Origin of the sequence: Actinokineospora enzanensis DSM 44649, assembly GCF_000374445.1 — a bacterium.
Classification (GTDB): domain Bacteria; phylum Actinomycetota; class Actinomycetes; order Mycobacteriales; family Pseudonocardiaceae; genus Actinokineospora; species Actinokineospora enzanensis.
On the sequence record NZ_KB894422.1, the window covers coordinates 94,758 to 115,918 of the forward strand.

Genomic DNA, 21,161 nt, shown 5'->3' on the forward strand with positions numbered 1-21,161 from the left:
CAGCCTAAAACCCACCGCCACCACCCGGCCCGCATTTCCGCCGACAGCAGAAACCCGATCAGGACCGCAGCGCCGCCGCCGGTTCGACCCGCGTGGCCCGCCAGGCCGGATAGAGCCCACCGACAATGCCGGTGACCGTGCCCAGCAACGGCGCCGGGTAGACGAGCAGGGGGTCGAGGATCGGGGTCCACCGCTGCACCAAGGCCGCGACCAGCACCGTCACCAACCCCACCGCCGTACCCACCAGCCCGCCCAAAAGTCCGAGAAATGCGCTTTCCAGGAGGAACTGCGCGCCGATGTGGCGACGTCGGGCGCCCAGGGCGCGACGGAGGCCGATCTCCGAGACGCGTTCGAGGATGGCGACCAGGGAGGTGTTGGCGATGCTGACCGTCCCGATCACCAGGCAGACCAGCGCGAGCCCGAGGAACAGCACATCCAGGTCACCGGTGACCTGGTCGTGCAGGGCGTGTGGGTCCGGCGGCACGACGGCCCGGACCAGCTCCGGCGAGTCGGGCCGCGCGGCGACCGGTGCCTGACGGCCCACCTGCGCGGCGGCCCCGAGATCGGTCTCCACGAGCATCCTGGTCACTGTCCCCGACTTCGGCGGCCCCCACACCCGGCTCGCGGTCGCCGACGGCACCATCACCGACAGCAGCGCGTCCGACGCGCGGTCGACCGTGTCCACGATCCCGACCACGGTAAACGGCTCCGCCCCGATGAACACCGCGGGCTGGGCGTCCACACGGGACACACCCAGCCGCGCGGCAGCCGCCCGGCCGAGCACCACCACCCGTTCGGCGCGCTCCTCGTGGAACCGGTCCAACGGCACCCCGGCGGCCATCGTGGCGTGGATGGCGCGCAGGTAACCGGGCGTCACGGCGGTGACCGCGATGGCGTCCCCGCGATCGCCGGGCCGGGCCGTCACCCGGTCATCACCGACCGGGACGGTCCAGCTGACGCCGACCTCCCGCACACCGGGCAACGCGGCCACGGCGTCCTGCCCGACCTGGGGGAACGCGACCGGGTCCAGCGCGCCCAGGCTCATCCGCTCCAGCGTGACCTCGGTGGCCGCGAGCGCGGTGAACCGTTCGCTGACCTGCCCGCGCGCCGTGGCGGACAGTCCGAGCACGGCCACGAACGCGGCCACCCCCAACGCCGTCCCCAACCCGGTGAGCAGAGTCCGCCCGAACCGCTGCGTCAACCCCGCCACCACCTCGACCCCCAGGTCGACGGGTGTCAACCGGCTCATCCGCACACCAGCCCGTCACGGATGACCACCCGGCGGGGTGCAGCCGCGGCGACGTGCTCGTCGTGGGTCACGATGACGACGGTCTGGCCGTCGCGGTGGACGCCGTCGATCAGGTCCAGCACGCGCTCGGCGCTGCCGCTGTCGAGGTTGCCGGTCGGTTCGTCGCACAGCAGCAGGCTGGGCTCGGCGACCAGGGCACGCGCGATCGCGACCCGCTGCCGTTCACCGCCGGACAGCACGCCCGCCGCCGACTCCGCGCAAGCGGTGAGCCCGACTCGGTCGAGGACCGCCATGGCGGTACTACGGCGGTGGGCACGTTTGCCGCCCTGGTAGAGCAGTCCGAGCATGACGTTCTCCACCGCGCTGCGGTGCGCGAGCAGGTGGAACGACTGAAACACGAACCCGATCCGCCGCGACCGCAGTTCCGTACGCGCCGAGTCGGGCAGCTCCGCGGTGTTCACCCCATCCAACAGATAGTCACCCGTGGTGGGTCGGTCGAGAAGCCCGACGAGGTTCAACCACGTCGACTTCCCCGAACCCGACGGTCCCACGACCGAGACCCGCTCCCCACGTGCGATCACCAGATCGCACGGCCGCAACGCGACCACCTCCGGCGGCCCCTCGTACGTACGCCCGATACCGCGCAGCTCGACCACCGGCGCGGTCATCGGCCGACCACGACCCTGTCCCCCTTGGACAGTCCAGCCGCCACCGGGCGCACCTCGACGAACCCGCCACCGGACACACCCGGCATGACGACCACCCGGCTCTCCCGACCCTCGCTGATCACCACGACCTCCGCCTGCCCGTCCGCCCGCGCGGTCACCGCGGCCAGCGGTACGACCAACACCTCCCCCGCGGTGCTCGCGGCCACGACCGTTACCCGGACGTCCTGGCCTACCAACGTATCCGGGAGCGGCTGATCCGGGTGGACAAAAGCCTCCACCGTCGGGCTCGGCGCCGCTTCCCCCTCGGCGGGTGCGGCAGCGGGACCGATCGAGGTGACCCGGCCTGCGGCGGACACCGCCGTGACCTCGGAGTCCAACCGCGCCTGCATACCCACCCGAACCTGTTGCGCCTGCTGGGGATTGAGCGTTGCCCGCACGCTGAGCGCACCCGAGGACAAGGAGAGGAAGTCCCCGGTCACGTCCGCACCAACGGCCGCTTTCACCTGCTGCACCCGAGCGGGCAGGTCGGGAACGAACGCGACCTCACCCACCGGCACGACCGCACCTGTGCGCGCAACGAGGTCGTCATAGTCCGCCGTCGCATCGACCAACCGCTGCTGCGCGGCGGCCCGCTCCGGCTCCGCCGCGGTCGACACGGCCTGCCGCGCATCCCGCACCGCGCGCTCAGCCTGGAGCAGCTGCCGATCGTCGTCGGTACCAGTGTTCCGGGTCTGGTAGCCGCGCCCCTGATAGAGCTGCTTGACCGCGGCCTTGGTCCCGGACCCGTACTTCCCGGCCCGGTCCTTCCCGGTGCCGAAACCGAGCGCCCGCAGCGCCTCCTGCAACTGCGCCACGTCCGCCCCCTCCGCCCCGGGCACCAGGTCCCGGTACGCCGGACTCGCCCCCGGCAACGCGATGATCGGCCGCCCCGCGATCTCCGCGACGACCGCCCCAGCGGATACGGAATCACCGACGGCCAGCGGCAAACGGGTGACGACCGGCCGCGCACCGGAGTCACCGGCCCTGGGTGCGGTCAACCGCACGAGCCGCTCCGGCCCGACATTCCCACGCAACAACACGGTCGCACTGAGCACCCGCTGCTCGACCAAAGCGGTGACCGGCCCCGCCGCGGGCGGCCGCGCGTCAGCCGCCAGCTGCGCGGGCGAACGCACGAAGGACGCGGCCACCAATGCCCCGGCCCCGAACACGACCGACAGCACTACCACCGCGAACAATGCCCGCGTGCGCTTTCGCGCCAACACCCCCGTGCGCACCGAGTGGCCTCCGTCACGCCATTCCGATCGGAGAATTCCGGCCATCCCCCGCTCCCCACCGCAGTAGCATAGCGACCCGCTGCGATCTTCCGCAGCTGCTGGGGAAATACTCGACTGGTAGGGGGATTTGTTTCCATGCGCGCGAAATCGACCAGACGCAGGCTGGGCCAAGCGGCCCTGGTGCTGGCCGCCGTGACGACGGCATCGATCATCACGGTCCCACCTGCGTTCGCCGACGCGTCCTGCGACCGCGGCGAGTACTGCATCTACGAGGACGCCGGGTTCACCGGGGACGTGTACACGACCGCGGGCTACCTGGCCAACTACGGCAACATCCGGATGACCACCTCCGACTGGCACGGCATCGGCGCGCTCCTGAACAACAGCACGTCGAGCTGGATCAACAACGGCTACACCGGGGCGTACTCCCGGGTCCGGGTCTACCGTGAACCCAACAACGTCGGCGAGATGTGGAGCGGCGTGCCCGGCCAGACCTCGTCCTACGTGGGCAACGGCAACAACGACGACGCATCCTCGCACAGGTGGACCAACTGACGTCCCTGTCCCAGTCGATCGTGGTGGCGCCGCCGGGAGGCGGCGCCACCCGCCCTTGGAGAACTCAGTGACGAACAGGTCGACTGTCGGTGCCGTGCTGGTATCGGTCCTGCTGGTGAGCGGCTGCGCCGGGGGTGACGAGCCCGAGGGCGAGCCGACGCTCGGCACAATCCTCGTGGTGACCTCGGGGTCCGGCATCACGCTCCCCCTGGACTCCTACCGCGAGACACCGACTCAACTGGCCACAGTGGACAGTGCGCGCGACATCCTGGTACGCGACTGCATGGCGGGCTTCGGTTTCGACTGGCCCACCTTCCGGCACGAACCCGACCCAGATCTCGGCAGGCGGTACGGGATCATCGACCGTACCGAGGTGTCCCAGTACGGCTACCGGGTCCCGCCCGAGCTGCAAGGCGGCACGAACGCCCCCGCGCCCGGACTGAACGAGACCGCCGCCTCCCGGGCAGTCCTCTATGGACAGGGCCAGGCCGCGGGCAAGCCGGTCCCCGAGGGCGGCTGCGCGGCCGAGGCGGACCGGCAGCTGGGCTACCAGGTCAAGGTCCTCAAGGACGGGTACCGCGAGGTGCGTGACTTCGTGGGCGAGCTCGATCAGGAGGGGAGCGCGCAACACTACGCCGACTCCCGGGTGGCCGAAGCGAACGCGCGTTGGAGTGAGTGCATGAAGCAGGCCGGGTACGAGTACCGCACCTGGCGCGACGCCAACAACGACGAGCGGTTCTCCCAGGGCGCGGTGGCGGGGCCGGAGGAGCTGAAGGTCGCGACCGCCGATGTCGACTGCAAGACGCGCACCAACCTGCCCGGGGTCAGCCTCGCGGTCGAGACCGCCTACCAGAACCGGCTGATCGAGAAGAACGCGGAAGCGCTGGCGGACGTCAAGCGGCGTCTGGACGACCGCGTGCGCCACGCCACCGAGCTGGTATCCGGCGGGCATTGACGGTTGGCCCCGCCCGAATACGGGCGGGGCCAACCTCGGACTAACCGGCCGTGACGGTGGCCGGGGCCGGGGCGTAACCGGCCGGGCGGGTGGTGAAGGTGCCGCGGCCCTGGGTCCGGCTGCGCAGGCGGTTCGCGTAGCCGAACAGTTCCGCCAGGGGCACGGTCGCCGTGACGACCGCCGTCGCGGCGCGGACCACCGACGCGGCGACCTTGCCGCGGCGGGCGGCGACGTCGCCCAGGACGGTGCCCAGGGCGTCGTCCGGGACCGTCACGACGATCTCGACCACCGGTTCCAGCAGCTGCATCGTGCTGCCCCGCAGGGCCTCGCGCAGACCGAACCGGCCCGCCGCGCGGAACGCCATCTCCGACGAGTCCTTCACATGGATCGCCCCATCCGTGAGGACGACCCGCAGGCCGGTGACCGGGTGGCCGCCAAGCGGCCCCTCGGACAACGCGTCCCGACAGCCCGCCTCGACCGCGCGGACGTACTCGCGCGGTACCGCGCCACCGACCACAGTGGACTCGAACACGAAGTCCCCGGCGCACGGTTCGACGTCCAGCACGACATGCGCGAACTGGCCCGCGCCGCCGTCCTGCTTGACGTGCCGGTAGCGCAGGCCCGCCACGCCGCGCACGACCGTCTCCCGGTAGGCCACCTGCGGCCTGCCGACGGCGATCTCCAGCCCGCGGTTGCGGCGGACCTTCTCCACCGCGACCTCCAGGTGCAGCTCGCCCAGCCCGGACAGCACCGTCTGCCCGGTCTCCGGATCGGTCCGCAGCACCAGCGACGGGTCCTCCTCGACCAGCCCGGCCAACGCGGCCGTCAGCTTGCCGCCGTCACCGGAACGCCGGGACTCGACCGCCACCGAGACCACCGGGTCGGCCGTGACCGGAGGTTCCAGCAGCACGGGAGCCGACGGCAGGCACAGCGTCGCGCCCACCCGGGCCGACTTCGGCCCGGCCACCGCGACGATGTCGCCAGCGACCGCGATGTCCACTTCGGAGCGCCGGTCGGCCTGCACGCGCAGGATCCGGGCGATGCGTTCCGTACGCCGAGCGCCCACATCCCGCACCTCCTCTCCCTTGCGCAGCGTGCCCGAGTAGACCCGCAGGTACGTCAGCCGACCGGTGGCGGTCGCCTCGATCTTGAACACCAGGGCGGCGAACGGCGCGGACGGATCCGCTGAACGTTCCTGCTCCACACCGTCCACAATGCCCCGAACAGGCGGCACGTCCAAAGGCGACGGCAGGTACGCGACGACCGCGTCGAGCAAGGGTTCGATACCGCGGTTGCGATAAGCCGAACCACACAGCACGACCAGACCATCACCATTGGCCGTCAGATCCCGAAGCGCGGCCCGCAAAGTCTGCGCGGAAAGTGTCCCCTCCGCACAGAACTCGTCGAGCGCCGCCGAATGCAATTCCGACACCGCCTCGACCAACCGACTTCGACGCCGATGGGCTTCGTCGAGCAAGCCCTCCGGAACCGGTCCTTCCTGGAGAGAGTCATCCGTCCACACGAGAGCCCGGAACTCCACAAGGTCGACCACACCGGCGAACTCGTCCTCCCGCCCAATCGGCAGCTGGACGACCAACGGCACCGGGTGCAGCCGTCGCCTGATCGAGTCGACGGCGGTGTCCAGGTCGGCACCGACACGGTCGAGCTTGTTGACGAACGCGATACGCGGCACGCCGTGCCGGTCCGCCTGCCGCCACACCGACTCACTCTGCGGCTCGACCCCGGCCACCGCGTCGAACACCGCGACGGCGCCGTCGAGCACCCGCAGCGACCGCTCCACCTCATCGGCGAAGTCGACGTGCCCAGGCGTGTCGATGAGGTTGACGCGGTGCCCGTCCCAGGCACAGCTCACGGCCGCGGCGAAGATCGTGATCCCGCGGTCGCGCTCCTGGGAGTCGAAGTCGGTGACGGTGGTGCCGTCGTGGACCTCGCCGCGCTTGTAGGTGGTACCGGTGACATAGAGAACGCGTTCGGTGACAGTGGTCTTCCCCGCGTCGACGTGGGCGAGAATGCCCAGGTTGCGTACGACGGCGAGCGAGTTGGCACGCATGACTGAACCTTTGCTGACGATCCGGACAGGCAGGCGCGATTCAGCGACGAACAACCTTCCCCAGAACGGGTTCAGGCGCGCGTCACCACGTCCGGTGCGGCCGCGCGGCAGGCACCGGGCGCGGCCAAGACACCAGGATCACCTCGAAACGCGACGGGGAGATGACAGCACTGCACATGGCCGTCCCCCCTCACTCGTCACGTCGGTTCGTGGGGAAGGGTAATGCACCCCTCCCCACATCGGGAAGTGACTTTGGACGCCCCGGGGTCAGGCCCCCGTCAGCGGTAGTCCCCCGCGTTCACCCGCATGATCTTCTGCGGCGGCGGGAACCGGCGTTCCGGCCGAGGCTCCATGGCGGGCAACGCGGGCGCCACGGCCCGGAACACCTTCTCGACCTCCGGCATCCCGTACTCGTCATAGGTCCCGGTCGCCCGCAGCCAATACCCGCCATCCGGCAGCCGGTCGACCTCCAGAAAGGCACCGGTTTCCCGCAGCACCTCGGCCCCGCCGAGCCTGTCGCCGATTTCCCGGGGCAGCACGGTGATCCACCCGTACCCGCGCAGCACCTCGCGCACCTCACGAAGAGTCTCGCGGTGGTCGAGCAGGAACTCCTCCTCGAACTCCGTCCTGTGCAAAGTGGAGTGCGAACACTCCAGGAACACCGGGGTGTGTTCCTCCGCCCACCCGCGCATGAACTCGACCACGGCACCATTCGCGTCGACCTCGCGGAAGGTCTCCTCGTGGACCACGCTCTGCAGGAGCAGCCAACCACCGCCCCCATCGGCCTCATGGATCTCCTGATCCACGTGGACCGACGGCGCGCGCATGCTCATCCGGCCCTTCTCATCGAGGTAGTCGACGATGAACCGAGCGGCGTGCGGCGCGGTCTTCTCCGCCAGGAACTTCGCCCATTCCTTGCTCCCCACCGCCCGCCAGGTCTGCCGTTCCTTCCCATTCACCAACCGGGTGACGAACAACCTGCCGAACGCCGTCCCCGGCTCCCCGCACGGCAAGCTGCTCTTGCGCAACGGCGCGGAGTCACGAACCTCCACACCGAGCACGCTCTCCCGAAACTCGGCACCCAACGTGCGGAGACTGCCATCGAACCAGCCATGAACCGCGGCCGCCTCCGCCGCCCCGTCACCAGTCCGCTCGACCACACACTTCACCGCGACCAGTCTCACGCGAACTCCAACCGACCGAGGACGCCACTCAGGACACGACTCGCCCTTCCCCACGCGGACCGACGGCGCGCCTGCCCAGAGCACGTCCTCTACCGGGCCACCGTCGCCACGGGCCTACCCTCAGCGGTAGTTCGACGCGTCCTCACGGAAGATCTTGCGTGGCGGTTCGGTCCAATCCAGCGGGCCAGGCCCGCCCCGGGGCAGAGCGGGCGCCAGCACCCGGAACACCTTCTCCACCTCGGGCATCTGATACCCGTCGTAGGTCTCGGTCGCCCGCAGCCAATAGACCCCGTTGCGGAGCCGGGCGACCTCCACGAAGGCACCCGAGGCACGCAGCGCCTCGACCCCGCCCAACCGGTCCCCGATCTCCTGGGACACGACCGTGATCCACGAATAGCCGCGCAGCACCTCGCGGGCCTGCCCGAGCGACAACCGGTAGTCCCGCAGGAACTGGTGTTCGAACCCGGTCCGGTGCCCGACCGCGTAGGAGATCTCGGCGTACACCGGGGCGTGCTTCTCGGCGAACTCGCGGAGGAAACCCACCACCGCACCGTCCACATCCGCCTCGGCGAAGGTCTCCTCCAGGACCATGGACTCCAGCAGGACCCAGTCCTCCCGACCCGAACCCGGCTCGGACGGCTGCGTCTCCAGGTCGACGTGGACGAAGGGGCCACCCCGGTCGAACCGGCCGTCGTCACCCAGGTTGTCCACGACGAACAGCGCGGCATGCGGCACGGACTTCTCGGCGAGGAACTTCCGCCATTCCTTGCCGCCCACGGCCCGCCTGCTCTGCCGGGCCTTGCCGTTCGCCATCCGGGTGACGTAGAGCCGCCCGTACGGGGTGCCGGGCGGCCCGCACGGCGTGCGGTTGTCCCGCAGCGGAGCGGAGTCCCGGACCTCGACGGCGAGCAGCTCGTCGCGGAACCCGGCACCCAGCGTGCGCAGGCTGCCGTCGAACCAGTCCCGCGCCGCAGCCGCAGCCGCTGCCTCGTCGGCGGTCCGCTCGACCACGCACTTCACCGCGAACTTGCCCATCCGAGACCCTCCGTCCGATCGACCGTCATTTGTGGTGCGCCCCAGGACGTCGGCCGCGTCTCGACCCGCCGATACACGGCCGACGTCCTGGATCACACCACTAGGCGAGCAAACATATGCCGATGAAGGCGACGACCGTCAAGAATCCCACCCCTGCCGCCTCCCGTTGCTGCTCGGGGCTCATCCGCAGATCGGGAAGCGAGATCGAGGGCGGTGCGGGCGGCGCGGGCGTCTCCTTCGTCGGTTCCTCGGACGGCTGCCGTCCCGGCGTGCGCACCCTCGGCGGTCTGCCCTCACCGGGCGGCTCCTGGTCGTCCTTGTTGTCGGTGACCCGGTAGACCTCGATGCCGGGGGCCTTCCCGGTCCACGCGATCACCGTCCGTTTCGGGTTCGAGGGCAATGGCGCCGACTGCTCGACCTCGATGTCCGGCCCGTGCTGGACGACCGTCGGGTTGTACTCCGACTTCAACCTGATCTCCAGACCGTCGATGTAGCGCTGCAGCTGCGCCGGACCGTTCGCCTCCGCCTGGCCACCTGCGTGCTTGACCTCCCAGACGTAGACGATCCCCGGGACACAGTCCCAGCAGATGATGTCCGCGTAGCCCCCGTTGCCGTTGCCCTTCGCCGAGGCGCCCGGGATGTAGTTGTCGGAGGGTTTGGTGGTCACCTTCGGCACCCTCAGCTCACCGCCGAACGCCTTGCCGCCCCGGCGAGCGTATTTTATCCGGATCGCGGTCGCGCGCAGCTCGACGGTGACGTCGTGCGCCTCCTTGAAGAACTCCCACCAGCGCTTCTCCTCGTCCACGGACAACGACGGCGCGGTCTCGGCATTGCAGCGACCATCCGGACAGGCCGCGATCTGGCCGGAGGGGTCGCTGTAGGTGACCGGGCTGTTGTTCGCGTACGCGTAGGCGTTCCACTGGCGTGGGTCGCTCAGATCGATCAGCGGGTCGACGCTGATGAACCGACCGGTGGCCGGGTCGTACTGCCGGGCGCCGAGCTGCAGCAGCCCGGTCGGGTCCTTGGTGCCGCCGACGAAGGACTTCTCGCCGGGGACGGCGACCGCCGCGCCGCGGGTCCCGCCGAACGGGGTCTGCCTGCCGATCTGCACGGCCAGGGTGCTCGCGTCGATCAGGATCGACGGGCTGCCCTGGTGGTCGCCCAGCACCCACACCACACCCGCCGGGGTCCTGGTCGCGACCAGGGACGAGCCGAACGCGTAGTAGCGGGTGCCGGTGGTCGCGCCGGTCGACTTGGACCAGCGCATGTCCTGGGTGCCCAGGTACAGCGTGGTGCCGGTGGCGTCCCGGCGGAGCAGCCGGTTGCCGTTGGCGTCGAAGAGGAACTCGGTGACCGCGCCACCCGGTTCGGTGATCTTCGCGGGCCTGCCCTCGGCGTCCCACTCCAGGACCTGGTTCTGGCCCGCGAGCTTGCGGCTGGTGGTGTTGCCCGCGGCGTCGTAGCCGAAGTCGTCCGCGGTCGTGCCGGACGCCTTCGTCGTCGTCACCTTGGTGACCGCGTGCGGGCGGACCACGCCGTCGCCCTGGGTCGGGTAGGTGTAAGCGCGGCTGGTGTCGCCCGCGGCCGCGTGCTGGACCTCGGTCAGCCGGTTGCCCACGTTGTCGTAGGTGTAGGAGGACCAGAACGGGGCCGGGCCGCCGAGCGCGCCGGTGCTCGGGTCGGTCGAGCAGGGGGCCGTCGCCGGGGTCCACGCTTCGGTGATCCGGCCGAGGAAGTCGTACCGGAAGCACTGGTTGTCGCCGGTCTTGGTGTCCGAGATGGACGTGGCGTTGCCCGCCGGGTCGCGGACGTAGTTCACCTCCGACACGGTCGACGGCGCGGTCGAGCGAACGGTCGTCGACTTGTCGACCGCCCCGGTGGCGTCGTTGTAGACGTAGCCGCGCTGGGTGATCCCGGTGCCGGTCGACAGGGTGATGACCTCGGCCTGCCCGTACCGGGTGAACGCCGTGTCGGTGACGTAGGTGGTGCCCAGGCTGCGGAGCGTGGTCGGCATGCCGAGCGTGTTGTACCCGTGGCTCAGCGTCTCCGAGGCGAGCCCGCCACCGGCGGGCATCGTCGCGGTCGCCGGGCTGCCGTCACCGTTGTAGGTGGCGCGGAAGATGTAGGTCTTGCCGCCCACCCCGGCCTCCGACGCGGGGATGGTGAACTTGGTCCCGGTGGGCTGATTCAGGTCGGTGTAGCCGAGGAACTCCGTCTTGTACTCGTTGGTGCCGACCCACCGGCTGGTCGAGGTCAGCTGCCCCTTGGCCAGCGTGTCGTAGACCCACTCGGCCCGCTTGGCGCCTTGCTGGGTGCCGTCCCGCAGCGAGATCTTGCGGCCGAGGTCGTCGTAGACCATCGCGGTCGTCTGGTTGCGCGCGTCGGTCGTGGTGACCACCCGGTCGAGGTCGTCATAGGTCGAGCTGGTGACCCCCCGATCGGGGTCCTCCGCCCGGATGAGCCTGCCGCGCAGGTCGTAGGTGTTGCGCCAGGTGTTGCCCAGCGAGTCGACCATGGTGGCGAGCTTGTTGGCGGCGTTGTAGGTGTACCTGGTGGCCAGGTAGGTGCCGGTCGGCGTCGCCGCCTGGTACTGCCGCAGCTCGCTGGTCTGCCCGCGCACGTCGGTGTAGGTCGAGGTCGCGGTACCGCCCGCGGGCGGGGTGACATCGACGTGGTCACCGCCGTAGGCGTTCACCGACTTGGCCTTGACCAGGCCCTTCGACATCAGCGTCGTGGCGGCCACCCGGCCCGCCCCGTCGTAGCTGGTGCGGGTCTGCGACGGCAGCTGGTTCTCGTTGGACAGCATCGGTTCCACGAGCTGCATCTGCGGGGCCTGGTCGTTGTACCAGTTCGCGTTCGCCTTGTAGACGCGGCCGACCGAGTCGTAGACCTTGTCGGTGACCACCCGGCCGCCGCCGACCGCGGGGACCTGGGTCTGCCGCGGCCGCAGTAGCGAGTCGTACAGCTCGTAGGTCTCCGTGACGCCGTTGTCCGGCATGACCTTCTTGGTCTTGACGCCGCTGGTGCCGTCCTTGCGGATGGTGTACTCGAAGGCGTAGGTCGCGACGGCCGCGCGGTCCCGACCGGGCAGCCATACCCCGACGACGCGCCCGAGCGGGTCGTAGCGGGTGTCGGTGACCTTGCCGTTGGGGTCGGTCTCCGTGGTGGGCGACCCCCACTCCGCGGCGAAGGTCTTGGTCGTGGTGTGGCCGAGTGGGTTGGTCACCGTGGCCGAGGTGGGGATGCCGGTGGTCGGGGTGAACGCGGTGGTGGTCTTCTTCTCCAGCGCGTCGTACTGCTCGACCGTCCGGCCATACGCGTCGTAGACCGTCCGTCCCTTCGAGACGAATATCTGACTCGTCGGTGTCCACGAGGCCAAGGACTCCACCTTGGTCGGCTTGCCCCTGGTCGGCGCGGCGGTCCAGTCGGTGGCGCCGTCGTAGTAGTTGCGCACGACGTCGATCACCTGCGCCTCGGTGGTCGGCTGCGCGGCACACGGCAGCGTCTGGCTCTCCACCTTCGCGGGCGTGCTGATGATCCAGCTGGTGGTGTTGCGCGCGTAGGTGGTGCGGGTGCACTTGTCGTCCGCGCCGGTGGACAGGTCGCCCAGGTCCTCGACCTTCTCCGGCAGGCCGTAGGCGTCGAAGGTGGTCGTGCTGCTCGCGCGCCGCCAGCCGCGGCCGCCGTCGAGCTGCGTGCGCTCCCGCTTGGTGGCGACGTCGATGAACCGCGCGTAGGTCGTCGTGGACCCGATCGTGCGGGTGGCGACCGGCGTGGACAGCCACGGGTCGAAGGCGGTGGCCGACACGATCGCCTCGGACACCGCGTCCCGGGTGATCGTCTCCCGGACCGTGCCCTCCAGGCCCGCCGTGTCCTCCAGGGCGTTGCCCTCGGAGTCGGCGACGGACACCACGCGCGGCGTACCGCCGGGGCCGAGGTCGCCGTGCATGCCGCGGAAGTACGTGTTCTCGGTCAGGGTCTGCTCGCCGGCGTCGCCGACGCGGGTGCGGACCTTCTCGTACCCGCGCCACTGCGACCAGGTGCGTCGGGTGGCCGGGACGAGACCGTCATCGTCGTCGTGGTGCCAGGCGGGGTTGCCGAGGTACTCGTAGTCGGTGTAGGTCCGCTTGCCGCCGCCGGTGGTGTCGGTGAGCGACACGGCCTCCACGACGTACTTGTGGAACCAGTCGAGCACCGGCGCCTGGTAGCCCTCCGGCACCCAGTAGCTCGGGTAGCAGCGCAGCGTGTTGTTCTCGGGCGAGGCGGGCATGCGCTGGCCCGCGACGCAGTCGGGCTGGGAGTAGACGACCCCGATCTCGCCGCCGCTCTCCGTGGTGATCTTCGTGAGCCGCTGCCAGTTCATCGACGGCGAGTGGTCCGCGGTGTCGACCCGGTTGTGCATGGCGGCGCCGTCGAAGGTCACCTCCGGCATCGCCGCCGTGCCGCCGACCTTGCCGGTGTGCGTGATCCCGGCCAGCCACAGGCCTGCGCGGGTGCCGTCGCCCGGGTCCGGGTAGGTGTGCCGCAGGGTCCACTCGTCCACCGCGCTGCCCTGCATGTAGGTGGTGACCTTGGCCAGGCGCTTGGTGGTCCAGAACGTGGGCGCGTTCTTGGCGGTGCACGGCGCGGCCGCGCAGTCCCGGTCCCAGGGGGTGTCCGGCCAGTTGACGCCGTGGGTGGCGCAGTTGGTGTCGCAGCGGTCGGCGACGTCGAAGACGACCCTTGCGGGGGCGACGGCGTTGTCGGTGCGGGTGCCGTAGTCGATCTGCCGCAGGTAGCCGCCGCGGTGGTAGGTGGTGGCGTCGGCGGCGTTGTTGTTGCGGCCGTAAAGGTTGGTCTCGGCGACGTACTGGAACGACATGGTGTTGCCGTTCACGTCGATGACCTTGTCCAGGTTCCAGCGCCAGCCCTGCTGGCACCAGGACGCGGCGAAGGTGGCGGCGCGGCACGGTTCCCCGGGGTTGTTGCCGTAGACCGGGACCGTCCAGGTGGATGCGGCGGCGGGCACCGAGCCGAACAGGTACTGGGTGCCGTCGGACGAGGTCAGCTTCCAGTTCTCGCCGTTGTCGTCGCCGTTGGCCGTGCCGAACAGCTGCTCGATCCGGTCGCCGGACTCGTCGACCGCCTCCCAGCGGTTGCCCGCGCCCTTGATCAGCTCGACGGTGCGGCCGTTGAGCGAGAGCACGGCGTTGTCGGTGGACCAGCAGTCGTCGCCGGTCTTGGTCTGGCCGTTGTTGCCGCCCAGGTCCTCGGCGCAGGCCCGGTAGCGGCGCTCGACGAAGCCCGGCGTGTACTCGAAGCCCTCGCCGACGATCGACGGCTGGTTGTTCGACGCGGCGGTGTGGCCGTCGACGGACTGCGAGGAGTAGGACAGCGCGACGTTCGGCACCAGCGACCCTGGCACCGGCGGGACCTTCATCGGGTACGACCAGGTGAACGACCCCGTCGAACCACTCGTACCCCAGGTCGACGAGGCCGCCAGCGGGGAGGCGGTGTAGTCGCCCGCCGGGCCGCCCGCGTCGGCCTGTACGGCCAGCAGGGCCACGCCGTTGCTCGCGCGCTGGGTCTGGAACGCGACCGCGTTGCGGTTCACGTCGTTGTCCGTCGCGAGTGGGACCGGCCGGCATTCAGGTGCGTTCGGTGTGGACAGTGCGCAGTCCGGGAGCTGCTGCGCCCGTAGCCGCGATGCCCAGTCCGCGCCGTAAGCCGCGCGGAAGGACGAGTAGTCCACATCGACCTTGATGGGACCGGTGCCCGGTGCGGCCACACGCAGCAGCAGCCGGTTGTCCGAGCCGCGCGGCACGATCTCCACGCTGGCCTTGCCTGCTGTAACGCCCTCCGGCGCGGTCACCCGAACCGGCAGCGCGCCGACCGAGACAGCCGCCGTCCGGTCCGCCCGCCGGGCCGCGGAGGCCAGGTCGACCTCCGCGGTCCCGGCGGCTGGCCAGGCCACCGCGGCGGGCTTCGCCGGGGTGGGCTGGTCCGTTCGCGTACCGGTGGTGGGGACGGAGCGCGCCGGGATCGGCGGCTCGACCTTCTGTTTGATGGGTTGGAACGCGGATGGTGGCGCCGCGGCGGCGGTGACCGGCATCGCGACCATTGTGGACGCCAGTACCGACACGACGGCCGCGAGCGCGGTCAGCTTGCCGGAAGCGCGTTTCTCGAACATCAGGTCAGTCCCCAGACACTCAGGAAGCGGCGATCAGTTGGATGAGGTTCTGCGGCAACGCGCCGGTGTAGACGCGCACGTCGTCGACGTCACCGGCGAAGCGGCCGAACACGGCGCCGTCGCGCTTGGCGGTGCCCACGCTGAACTGGCCGGTGGTGTTAAACGTCGGCCGGTAGTCCACAGAGGTCTGTGGCGCGCCGTTGACGTAGAGCGTGAGCTTGCCCGTGGCGGCGTTGAACACACCGGCCAGGTGGGTCCACTGGCCGACCACCGGCGCGGCGGCCGACGAAGAGGAGACTCGCGACGCTCCACTTGTGTCCGAAGTGGACGTGGTGAAGGCCCACCGGTCGGTGCCCGGCACGTACTCCAGCACGAACCCGTGCGTCTGCGCGCCCGCCTGGGACACGATCGCCGCCGGGGACTGCTTGTTGTCCAGCTTCGCCCACGCCGTCACCGTGTAGGACTGGTCGGTGCGCACGGCGGGGCCCGCGGTCACCGGGCCGCGGACGGCCCCGTCGCCTGCGCCGAGGTTGCCGGTGGTCCAGGTGGCGCTCGGGATGAGCGTGCCGGAGCGGTCGTTGCCCGAGGAGTCGGACACCGTGTCACCGGCGCCGTCGTCGAACTCCCAGAACAGGGCCGGGTTCTCGGTGTCGCCCGCGGCCACGGTCTGCAGCTCGTCGGCGGCCACGACCCGGTCCCAGACCCGGACGTCGTCGATGTCGCCGTTGAAGAAGCTGCCGTAGGTGCCGTTCCACCACTTGTACTTACCGACCTGCAACGGTCCCGTGGCGTTCCACGCGGGCGAGTGCGGGATCGTGCCCTGCAACACACCGTTCACGTACAGGCTGATGGTGTGCGCGCCCGCGTCGTGCACGGCGGCCAGGTGGGTCCAGGCGCCGACCGTCGGCGGGGCGAGCGACTTGACGAACGCGCCGTTGTTGTTGGCCACGTCGGCGGTCGACATGCTGAACGTCCAGCGGTCGTCGGCCTGGCGGTACTGGAGGAAGAAGCTGCCGACGGTGTTGCCGTCCTTGCTCAGGACGCTGCCGGTGCCGTTCGTGGTCCCCAGCCGGGCCCACGCGGACACGGTGAAGCTCTTGCTCGTGTCCAAGGCCACATTGCTCGCCGCGGCGTTGCTGCTCGTGCCGTTGAACGTGGCCACGCCGTTGCCGACGGTGGCGCCGGACTGCAACGCCAGCGGGTGGTCGTTGCCGCTGCTGTCGGCGACGGACGTGCCGCCGTTCTCCGACATCCGCCACTGACCGGTCGGCGGCGTGGCCGACCCCGCGTTGAACGAGTACGCCTTCCGCGCCGAGACGTTGCCCGCCCGGTCGAGGGACTCGACGTACAAAGTGTTCAGTCCGAACCGGACCGGCGACACCGACACCGAAGTGGACGCTCCCGCCGCGACCGAGACCTCCGTGGTCGGCGGCGTCACCAGGCCGTAGCGGTACTTGACCACGTCACCCTGGCCCGCGGCACCCAGCGTGAAGGTGCCGGGGCGGCCGACACCGCCGTGGATCTCGCCGTCGGCCGGGTAGTCGGTCGACGTCACGGTCGGCGGCAGCGCGGGCGGCACACCGTCCAGTTCGAACTCGCACGCGGGCGACCAGTCCGCGCCCCACCAGCCCAGCGAGTCGCGGCCCGCGGCCTGCCAGGCGTAGCGCCTGCCATCGGCGAGCTCGGCCACGTCGGCGAACTGGTACAGGCCCGGGATCGGGGTGCGTGCGCCGGTGCCGTGGTAGAACCAGGCGGCGTTCGCGGAGGTCGCGCCCCAGTGGCCCATCATGTCCGCGGCGCCGTCACCGTCCACATCGGGCACCGCCTTGATCCACGCGGGCTGGTCCATCGGCCCGAACCCGGTGCCGAGCTGGTGCAGCGTCGGCGTTCCGGTGTACGGCGAGCGGGTGCCGGTGCCCGGGTACAGCCAGAGCACGTGGTACCCGTCCCGGGCGACCAGGTCGGGCTTGCCGTCCCGGTCCCAGTCGACGACACCGGCCAGGGTGTAGTTGCGGGCGGTGAACCCGGTGCCGATGGTCGACGGGGTCGGGTAGACCCACGCGCCCATGTCGGCGTTGCGGGTACCGGTGCCCGAGTAGATCCGGAGGATGCCGGACGCGTCGTCGGCCACGATGACGTCCTGCTTGCCGTCCAGGTCCCAGTCGGCGACGCCTGCGAAGCTCAGCCCGCCCCAACCGGTGCCGATCCGGACCCGCTCCTGCTGCGAGATGCCCATGATGCCCTGGCCGGGGTACAGGTACAGCTCGTTGTTGGTGTTCTGGCGGGTGATGATGTCCAGGTAGCCGTCACGGTCCCAATCGGCGATGCCCGCGATGGTGTACTCGCCCCAGCCGGAGCCGATGCGGTAGCCGCCGTTGAGGTGCACGACGTTCTGCGCGTCCCGGGTGATCGGCTGCGCCCAGATGTGCCCGCCGGGGGTCTTGACGATCGCGTCCGGGCGGCCGTCGTTGTCCCAGTCGCCCACGCCGACGACCATGTCGCCGTACTGCAGCTGGCCGGTCGTCAGCGTCATGTCCAGGTTCTGGCCGTTGAGCAGGCCGTCCTGGGTGTGGTAGCCGATCTGCGCGCCGACGGTGCCGTTGTTGGCGTTCATCTCGTGGAACTTGAGCCAGCCGGTGATCGTCTGCCCCGCGTCCGGGTCGTAGACGGTGGCGCGGGCACGCGGGGTCACCCCGGCGCCGAGGACGGCGCGCGCGTCACCGGTGGCGCAGGCCTTGCCGCTGATGTCGACGTTGGCGGGGATGCCGGGGATGGTGTTGTAGTTGACCGTGAGCTGCGGCGAGGTGTGCGAGTAGCGCTTCCACTCCAGCAGCTCGCCCTCGTTGACCGCACGCATGCCGATGGTCAGGGTGCTGACGTCGTTGGACCCGGCGGCCGCGGTGACCATGTTCTTGACGTCGAACTCCAGGTTGCCCGCGCCGAGGCAGCCGTAGGCGGCGTCGACCCGGCGGTTGCCGGGCGCGGTCGCGGTGTAGCTCTCGTTCCAGTACGGCTGCGCGTTCCAGGTCGTCCCGGGACCGATGTCACCGGTCATCCAGACCTTGGCGCTGGACACCGGGTTGCAGGTGGCCGCGTGCCGCTGCTCGACCCGGAACACCGCGGAGTTGATGATCTTGCCCTCGACCGCGGCGGTGTCCATCTTGAAGAACGAGCGCACGGTGAACTTGGTCGACGGCGTGCAGGAACTGGCGTTGCCGTTGTAGTTGTTGCAGGTCACACCCACCTTGGCCATGCCCTTGGTGGTGTCGCTGCTGGTGTCGGCCCGCTGCCAGTACGAGCCGTTCGGGTTGTTCGACCACACCGAGGTCCACGAGTTGCCCGCCAGGTAGCCGGTCCAGTCCGGGTCGATCTCGACCGGGTACTCGGTGGCCGGGTCGGCCAGCAGCGCGCGGTCCGGCACCAGGGTCAGCCCGGTCCGGTCCACCTCGACGCCCAGCCGGGCCCGCCGCTGCGGCTTGACCTTCACGACCTCGGGATTGGCCGCGACCAGCGCCCTCGCCGACGGGCTCGCCTTGGCCGCGGGGTTGTCCCACATCTCCGGCGCGGGCGCCGCGAACACGGCCTTGCCCGCCTCGTCGACGGCCTGGACCAGGCCGTTGTCCGCGGTGCGGATGGACACACCGGTGGCCGCGAACCCGAGCCGGAGCCTGCTCAGCCGCGGGTCGGCCGCCGCGACCCGGTCGCGCACGACCAGGACGTGCCGGAACCCGGCCGCGGAAACCTCGACCTTGAGGTCGACGCCGGGGAGAACACCGGGGTAGGTCGCGGTGTCACCGTCCAGCACCGGCGCGGGCAGCGCGCCATGCGGCCAGCTCCAGCTCAACGACCGAGATCCCCTGGTCATCGTGGCAAATGGCCCGGTCCCACCCCCGGAGAACTTCACCCCGATGGCCGTCGCACCGGGCACGACCGACCCGTCGGCCGCCTTCCGCAGCCCGGTGTCGACCGGCACCCAGCCGGAACCGGACCGGACCCGCACCGGCAGCACGTCCTGCTCGACGGTGAAACTCCCATCGGGATTGGCCAACACCCGGGAGTTCTCGGTGGTCTTGTCGGCGGCCTCCACGGCACTGCCCTGACGACGCGCCGCCGCACTCGCGGCCTGCTCGTCCGCCGCGGCCGCCACCGGGGTGACGGGCGGGGGCGCGGCCACCGCGGGCAACGGCACCACAGTGGACACCACGAGCCCACCGCTCACCAACAACCCCATCAGAACCGCGCGCATGCGGGCACGCGGCGATACACCGAATGTGTGCACAACTCCCCCAGAGCCGGGCGCTCCCGGACATCAACGACCAACTTCACGAAAACTTTGCCTCGGCGACAATAGAGACGAAATCGGCCGAATGGAACAACTTCTCTCCGTTACTGATCCATTCAGTTGATCACTGTGGACAGTCCATAGCAGCCACCGAGGTCGGGCTCAAGCCCCGCCGACCTGGACTGTGACCAATTGCTGCCACCGGCGCACTTGCCGGAGACTTCCCACCATCGGCGGTATCGCGACGCCCCAGCCGAAGGTGATCCACTTCGCGCGACCCCCGGGCGTAGACTCTGTACGCCATATCACTTCGCCCTTGTGGAAACACGAGAAGCAGGCGGTGGTCGATGCCCGGCAACATGCCCCGACAGAACCGCACCATCGGCCGGGCACTACGCGCGGTCGGATGGACGACACTCTTCCCGGCCGCCCTGATCGGTGTCAGCGGTGAACGCGACCTACGGCACCTGTGGGGCGACCCGGACAGCCTCGCCGCCCGGTACTGGTGGCTCGCCCCGGCCAAGGTGTCGGTGGCGAGCGCACTACTCCTGTTCTCCTGGTGGGCGATCCGCCGAGGCGGCAGGCACCTGACCCCGGTTCTCGACTCGATGTCGACGCTGACCGCGGACACACCGATCGTGCTGCTCCTGCGCGTGTTCCCGGACGACGAGCGCATCGCGGACGTCCCCGCCCGCGCAGGCCGCCGGTCCGGCTGGGGTGCGTTGCCCCGCACAGAGGAGGAACAACTCGCCGCCGCCCTGTCGCCGTTCGGCACCCTCGTCGCCCTCGCCGACCCCACCGAGGACCTCCCCCAGGTCGGCGCCCTGCGCACCCCCGCCGCCGACCACGAGTGGCGCGCGGTCGTGCGCGCCGGGATCACCCGAGCCCGCCTGGTGCTGATCGTGTGCGCCCCTGGCAGACATCTGCGGTGGGAGGCCGAACAGGCCGTGGCCCACGGCGACCCGACGAAACTGGTGCTGGTCGTCCCGGATGAAGCCCGCTACCAGGCGTTCCGCGAAGTCGTGGGCCCGGTGTTCCCCCAGCCACTGCCCGACCACCCGGGCGCCTCATCCGGCATCGAGTCCCGCAGCGTGGTGCGCGCGGCCGTCTGGTTCGAGCCGGACTGGACGCCTCGGCTCGGCGACCTCGACTTCCCCGGTTCCCTCGTGGGCGTGCTCGCCGCCTCCCGTACCCCGGTCCGCACCGGGTTCCCGCTGGCGATCCTCCCGGTGTTCCGGCGCGCCCACCTCACCCCGGTCGGCCTGCCCGACGGCCCACGCCCCCGACCCACCCTCGCCTTGGTCGCTGCGGCGACCGTGGCCGCGAGCTGGTCACCGGTCGTCTGGTGGATGGTCACGACCCGCTTAGGGGGCACCCCGACCGCCACGACGATCCTCGCCGCCACCACCGCTTCCGGCGCCGCCCTGCTGACCGCGCGAACCGCCATGGGCGGCTACCTCTCGCTCAAGATCGCCCGGTGGCTGGCGTCCACCCTGGCGTTGCTGATGCCGTTCGGGATCGTGGCCCGGGGAATCGGTCTGCCTGCCGTGCTGGTCTGGTCGGGTTTCATCATCAGCTTCCTACTGCTGCGCTGCCGCCCCATGCACCACTGGACCGTCAGCCGGTTGTTGTACCCGCCGGACAAACCCGCGCCGACATGACCATCCGGTGCAGTTCTTCGACTACATCGTGCCAGTCCGACCAATACCCCCGGTCCGT

11 protein-coding genes are annotated in these 21,161 nt (G+C 70.4%); 3 read left to right on the top strand and 8 right to left on the bottom strand.

Going from position 1 to position 21,161, the window contains the following annotated elements; all coding sequences use genetic code 11:
- Positions 1–58: 58 nt before the first annotated feature.
- The 3 genes from C503_RS0122260 to C503_RS0122270 are packed head-to-tail and all read right to left on the bottom strand — an operon-like array spanning position 59 to position 3,191.
- Positions 59–1,249: an ABC transporter permease gene (locus C503_RS0122260; protein WP_018684437.1), complete on the bottom strand. Its 1,191-nt coding sequence runs from the start codon at positions 1,247–1,249 to the stop codon at positions 59–61.
- On the bottom strand, positions 1,246–1,917 hold the full coding sequence (locus tag C503_RS0122265) for an ABC transporter ATP-binding protein (protein WP_018684438.1): 672 nt from the start codon (positions 1,915–1,917) through the stop codon (positions 1,246–1,248). The genes C503_RS0122260 and C503_RS0122265 overlap by 4 nt, the downstream gene beginning before the upstream one ends.
- Entirely contained in the window at positions 1,914–3,191 is a 1,278-nt protein-coding gene (locus tag C503_RS0122270; protein ID WP_018684439.1) for a peptidoglycan-binding protein, read from the bottom strand. Before C503_RS0122270 ends, C503_RS0122265 begins: the two co-directional genes overlap by 4 nt.
- Positions 3,192–3,326: 135 nt before the next feature.
- On the opposite strand from C503_RS0122270, the gene C503_RS40365 reads away from it, so the two are divergent.
- The gene (locus tag C503_RS40365; RefSeq protein ID WP_018684440.1) at positions 3,327–3,746 is read left to right on the top strand and encodes a peptidase inhibitor family I36 protein; all 420 of its coding nucleotides are present in this window, start codon (positions 3,327–3,329) and stop codon (positions 3,744–3,746) included.
- Between the two features lie 94 nt (positions 3,747–3,840).
- Entirely contained in the window at positions 3,841–4,701 is an 861-nt protein-coding gene (locus C503_RS0122280; RefSeq protein WP_018684441.1) for a hypothetical protein, read from the top strand.
- A 40-nt stretch (positions 4,702–4,741) separates the two neighbouring features.
- Here C503_RS0122280 and fusA read toward each other — a convergent pair whose 3' ends face one another.
- From fusA to C503_RS43495, 5 genes are all read right to left on the bottom strand, one after another.
- Entirely contained in the window at positions 4,742–6,772 is a 2,031-nt protein-coding gene (fusA, locus tag C503_RS0122285) for an elongation factor G (RefSeq protein ID WP_018684442.1), read from the bottom strand.
- Between the two features lie 278 nt (positions 6,773–7,050).
- Positions 7,051–7,956 (bottom strand): hypothetical protein, encoded by a 906-nt coding sequence (locus C503_RS0122290; protein WP_018684443.1) that lies wholly within the window; start codon positions 7,954–7,956, stop codon positions 7,051–7,053.
- Positions 7,957–8,076: 120 nt separating this feature from the next.
- Positions 8,077–8,991: a hypothetical protein gene (locus C503_RS0122295; protein WP_018684444.1), complete on the bottom strand. Its 915-nt coding sequence runs from the start codon at positions 8,989–8,991 to the stop codon at positions 8,077–8,079.
- Between the two features lie 100 nt (positions 8,992–9,091).
- Complete coding sequence (locus tag C503_RS40370; protein WP_051114908.1) at positions 9,092–15,160, bottom strand: RHS repeat-associated core domain-containing protein; 6,069 nt, start codon at positions 15,158–15,160, stop codon at positions 9,092–9,094.
- Positions 15,161–15,179: 19 nt separating this feature from the next.
- Positions 15,180–19,406 (bottom strand): LamG-like jellyroll fold domain-containing protein, encoded by a 4,227-nt coding sequence (locus C503_RS43495; protein ID WP_018684445.1) that lies wholly within the window; start codon positions 19,404–19,406, stop codon positions 15,180–15,182.
- A 395-nt stretch (positions 19,407–19,801) separates the two neighbouring features.
- On the opposite strand from C503_RS43495, the gene C503_RS0122310 reads away from it, so the two are divergent.
- Complete coding sequence (locus C503_RS0122310) at positions 19,802–21,103, top strand: hypothetical protein (protein ID WP_156893387.1); 1,302 nt, start codon at positions 19,802–19,804, stop codon at positions 21,101–21,103.
- Positions 21,104–21,161 lie beyond the last annotated feature (58 nt).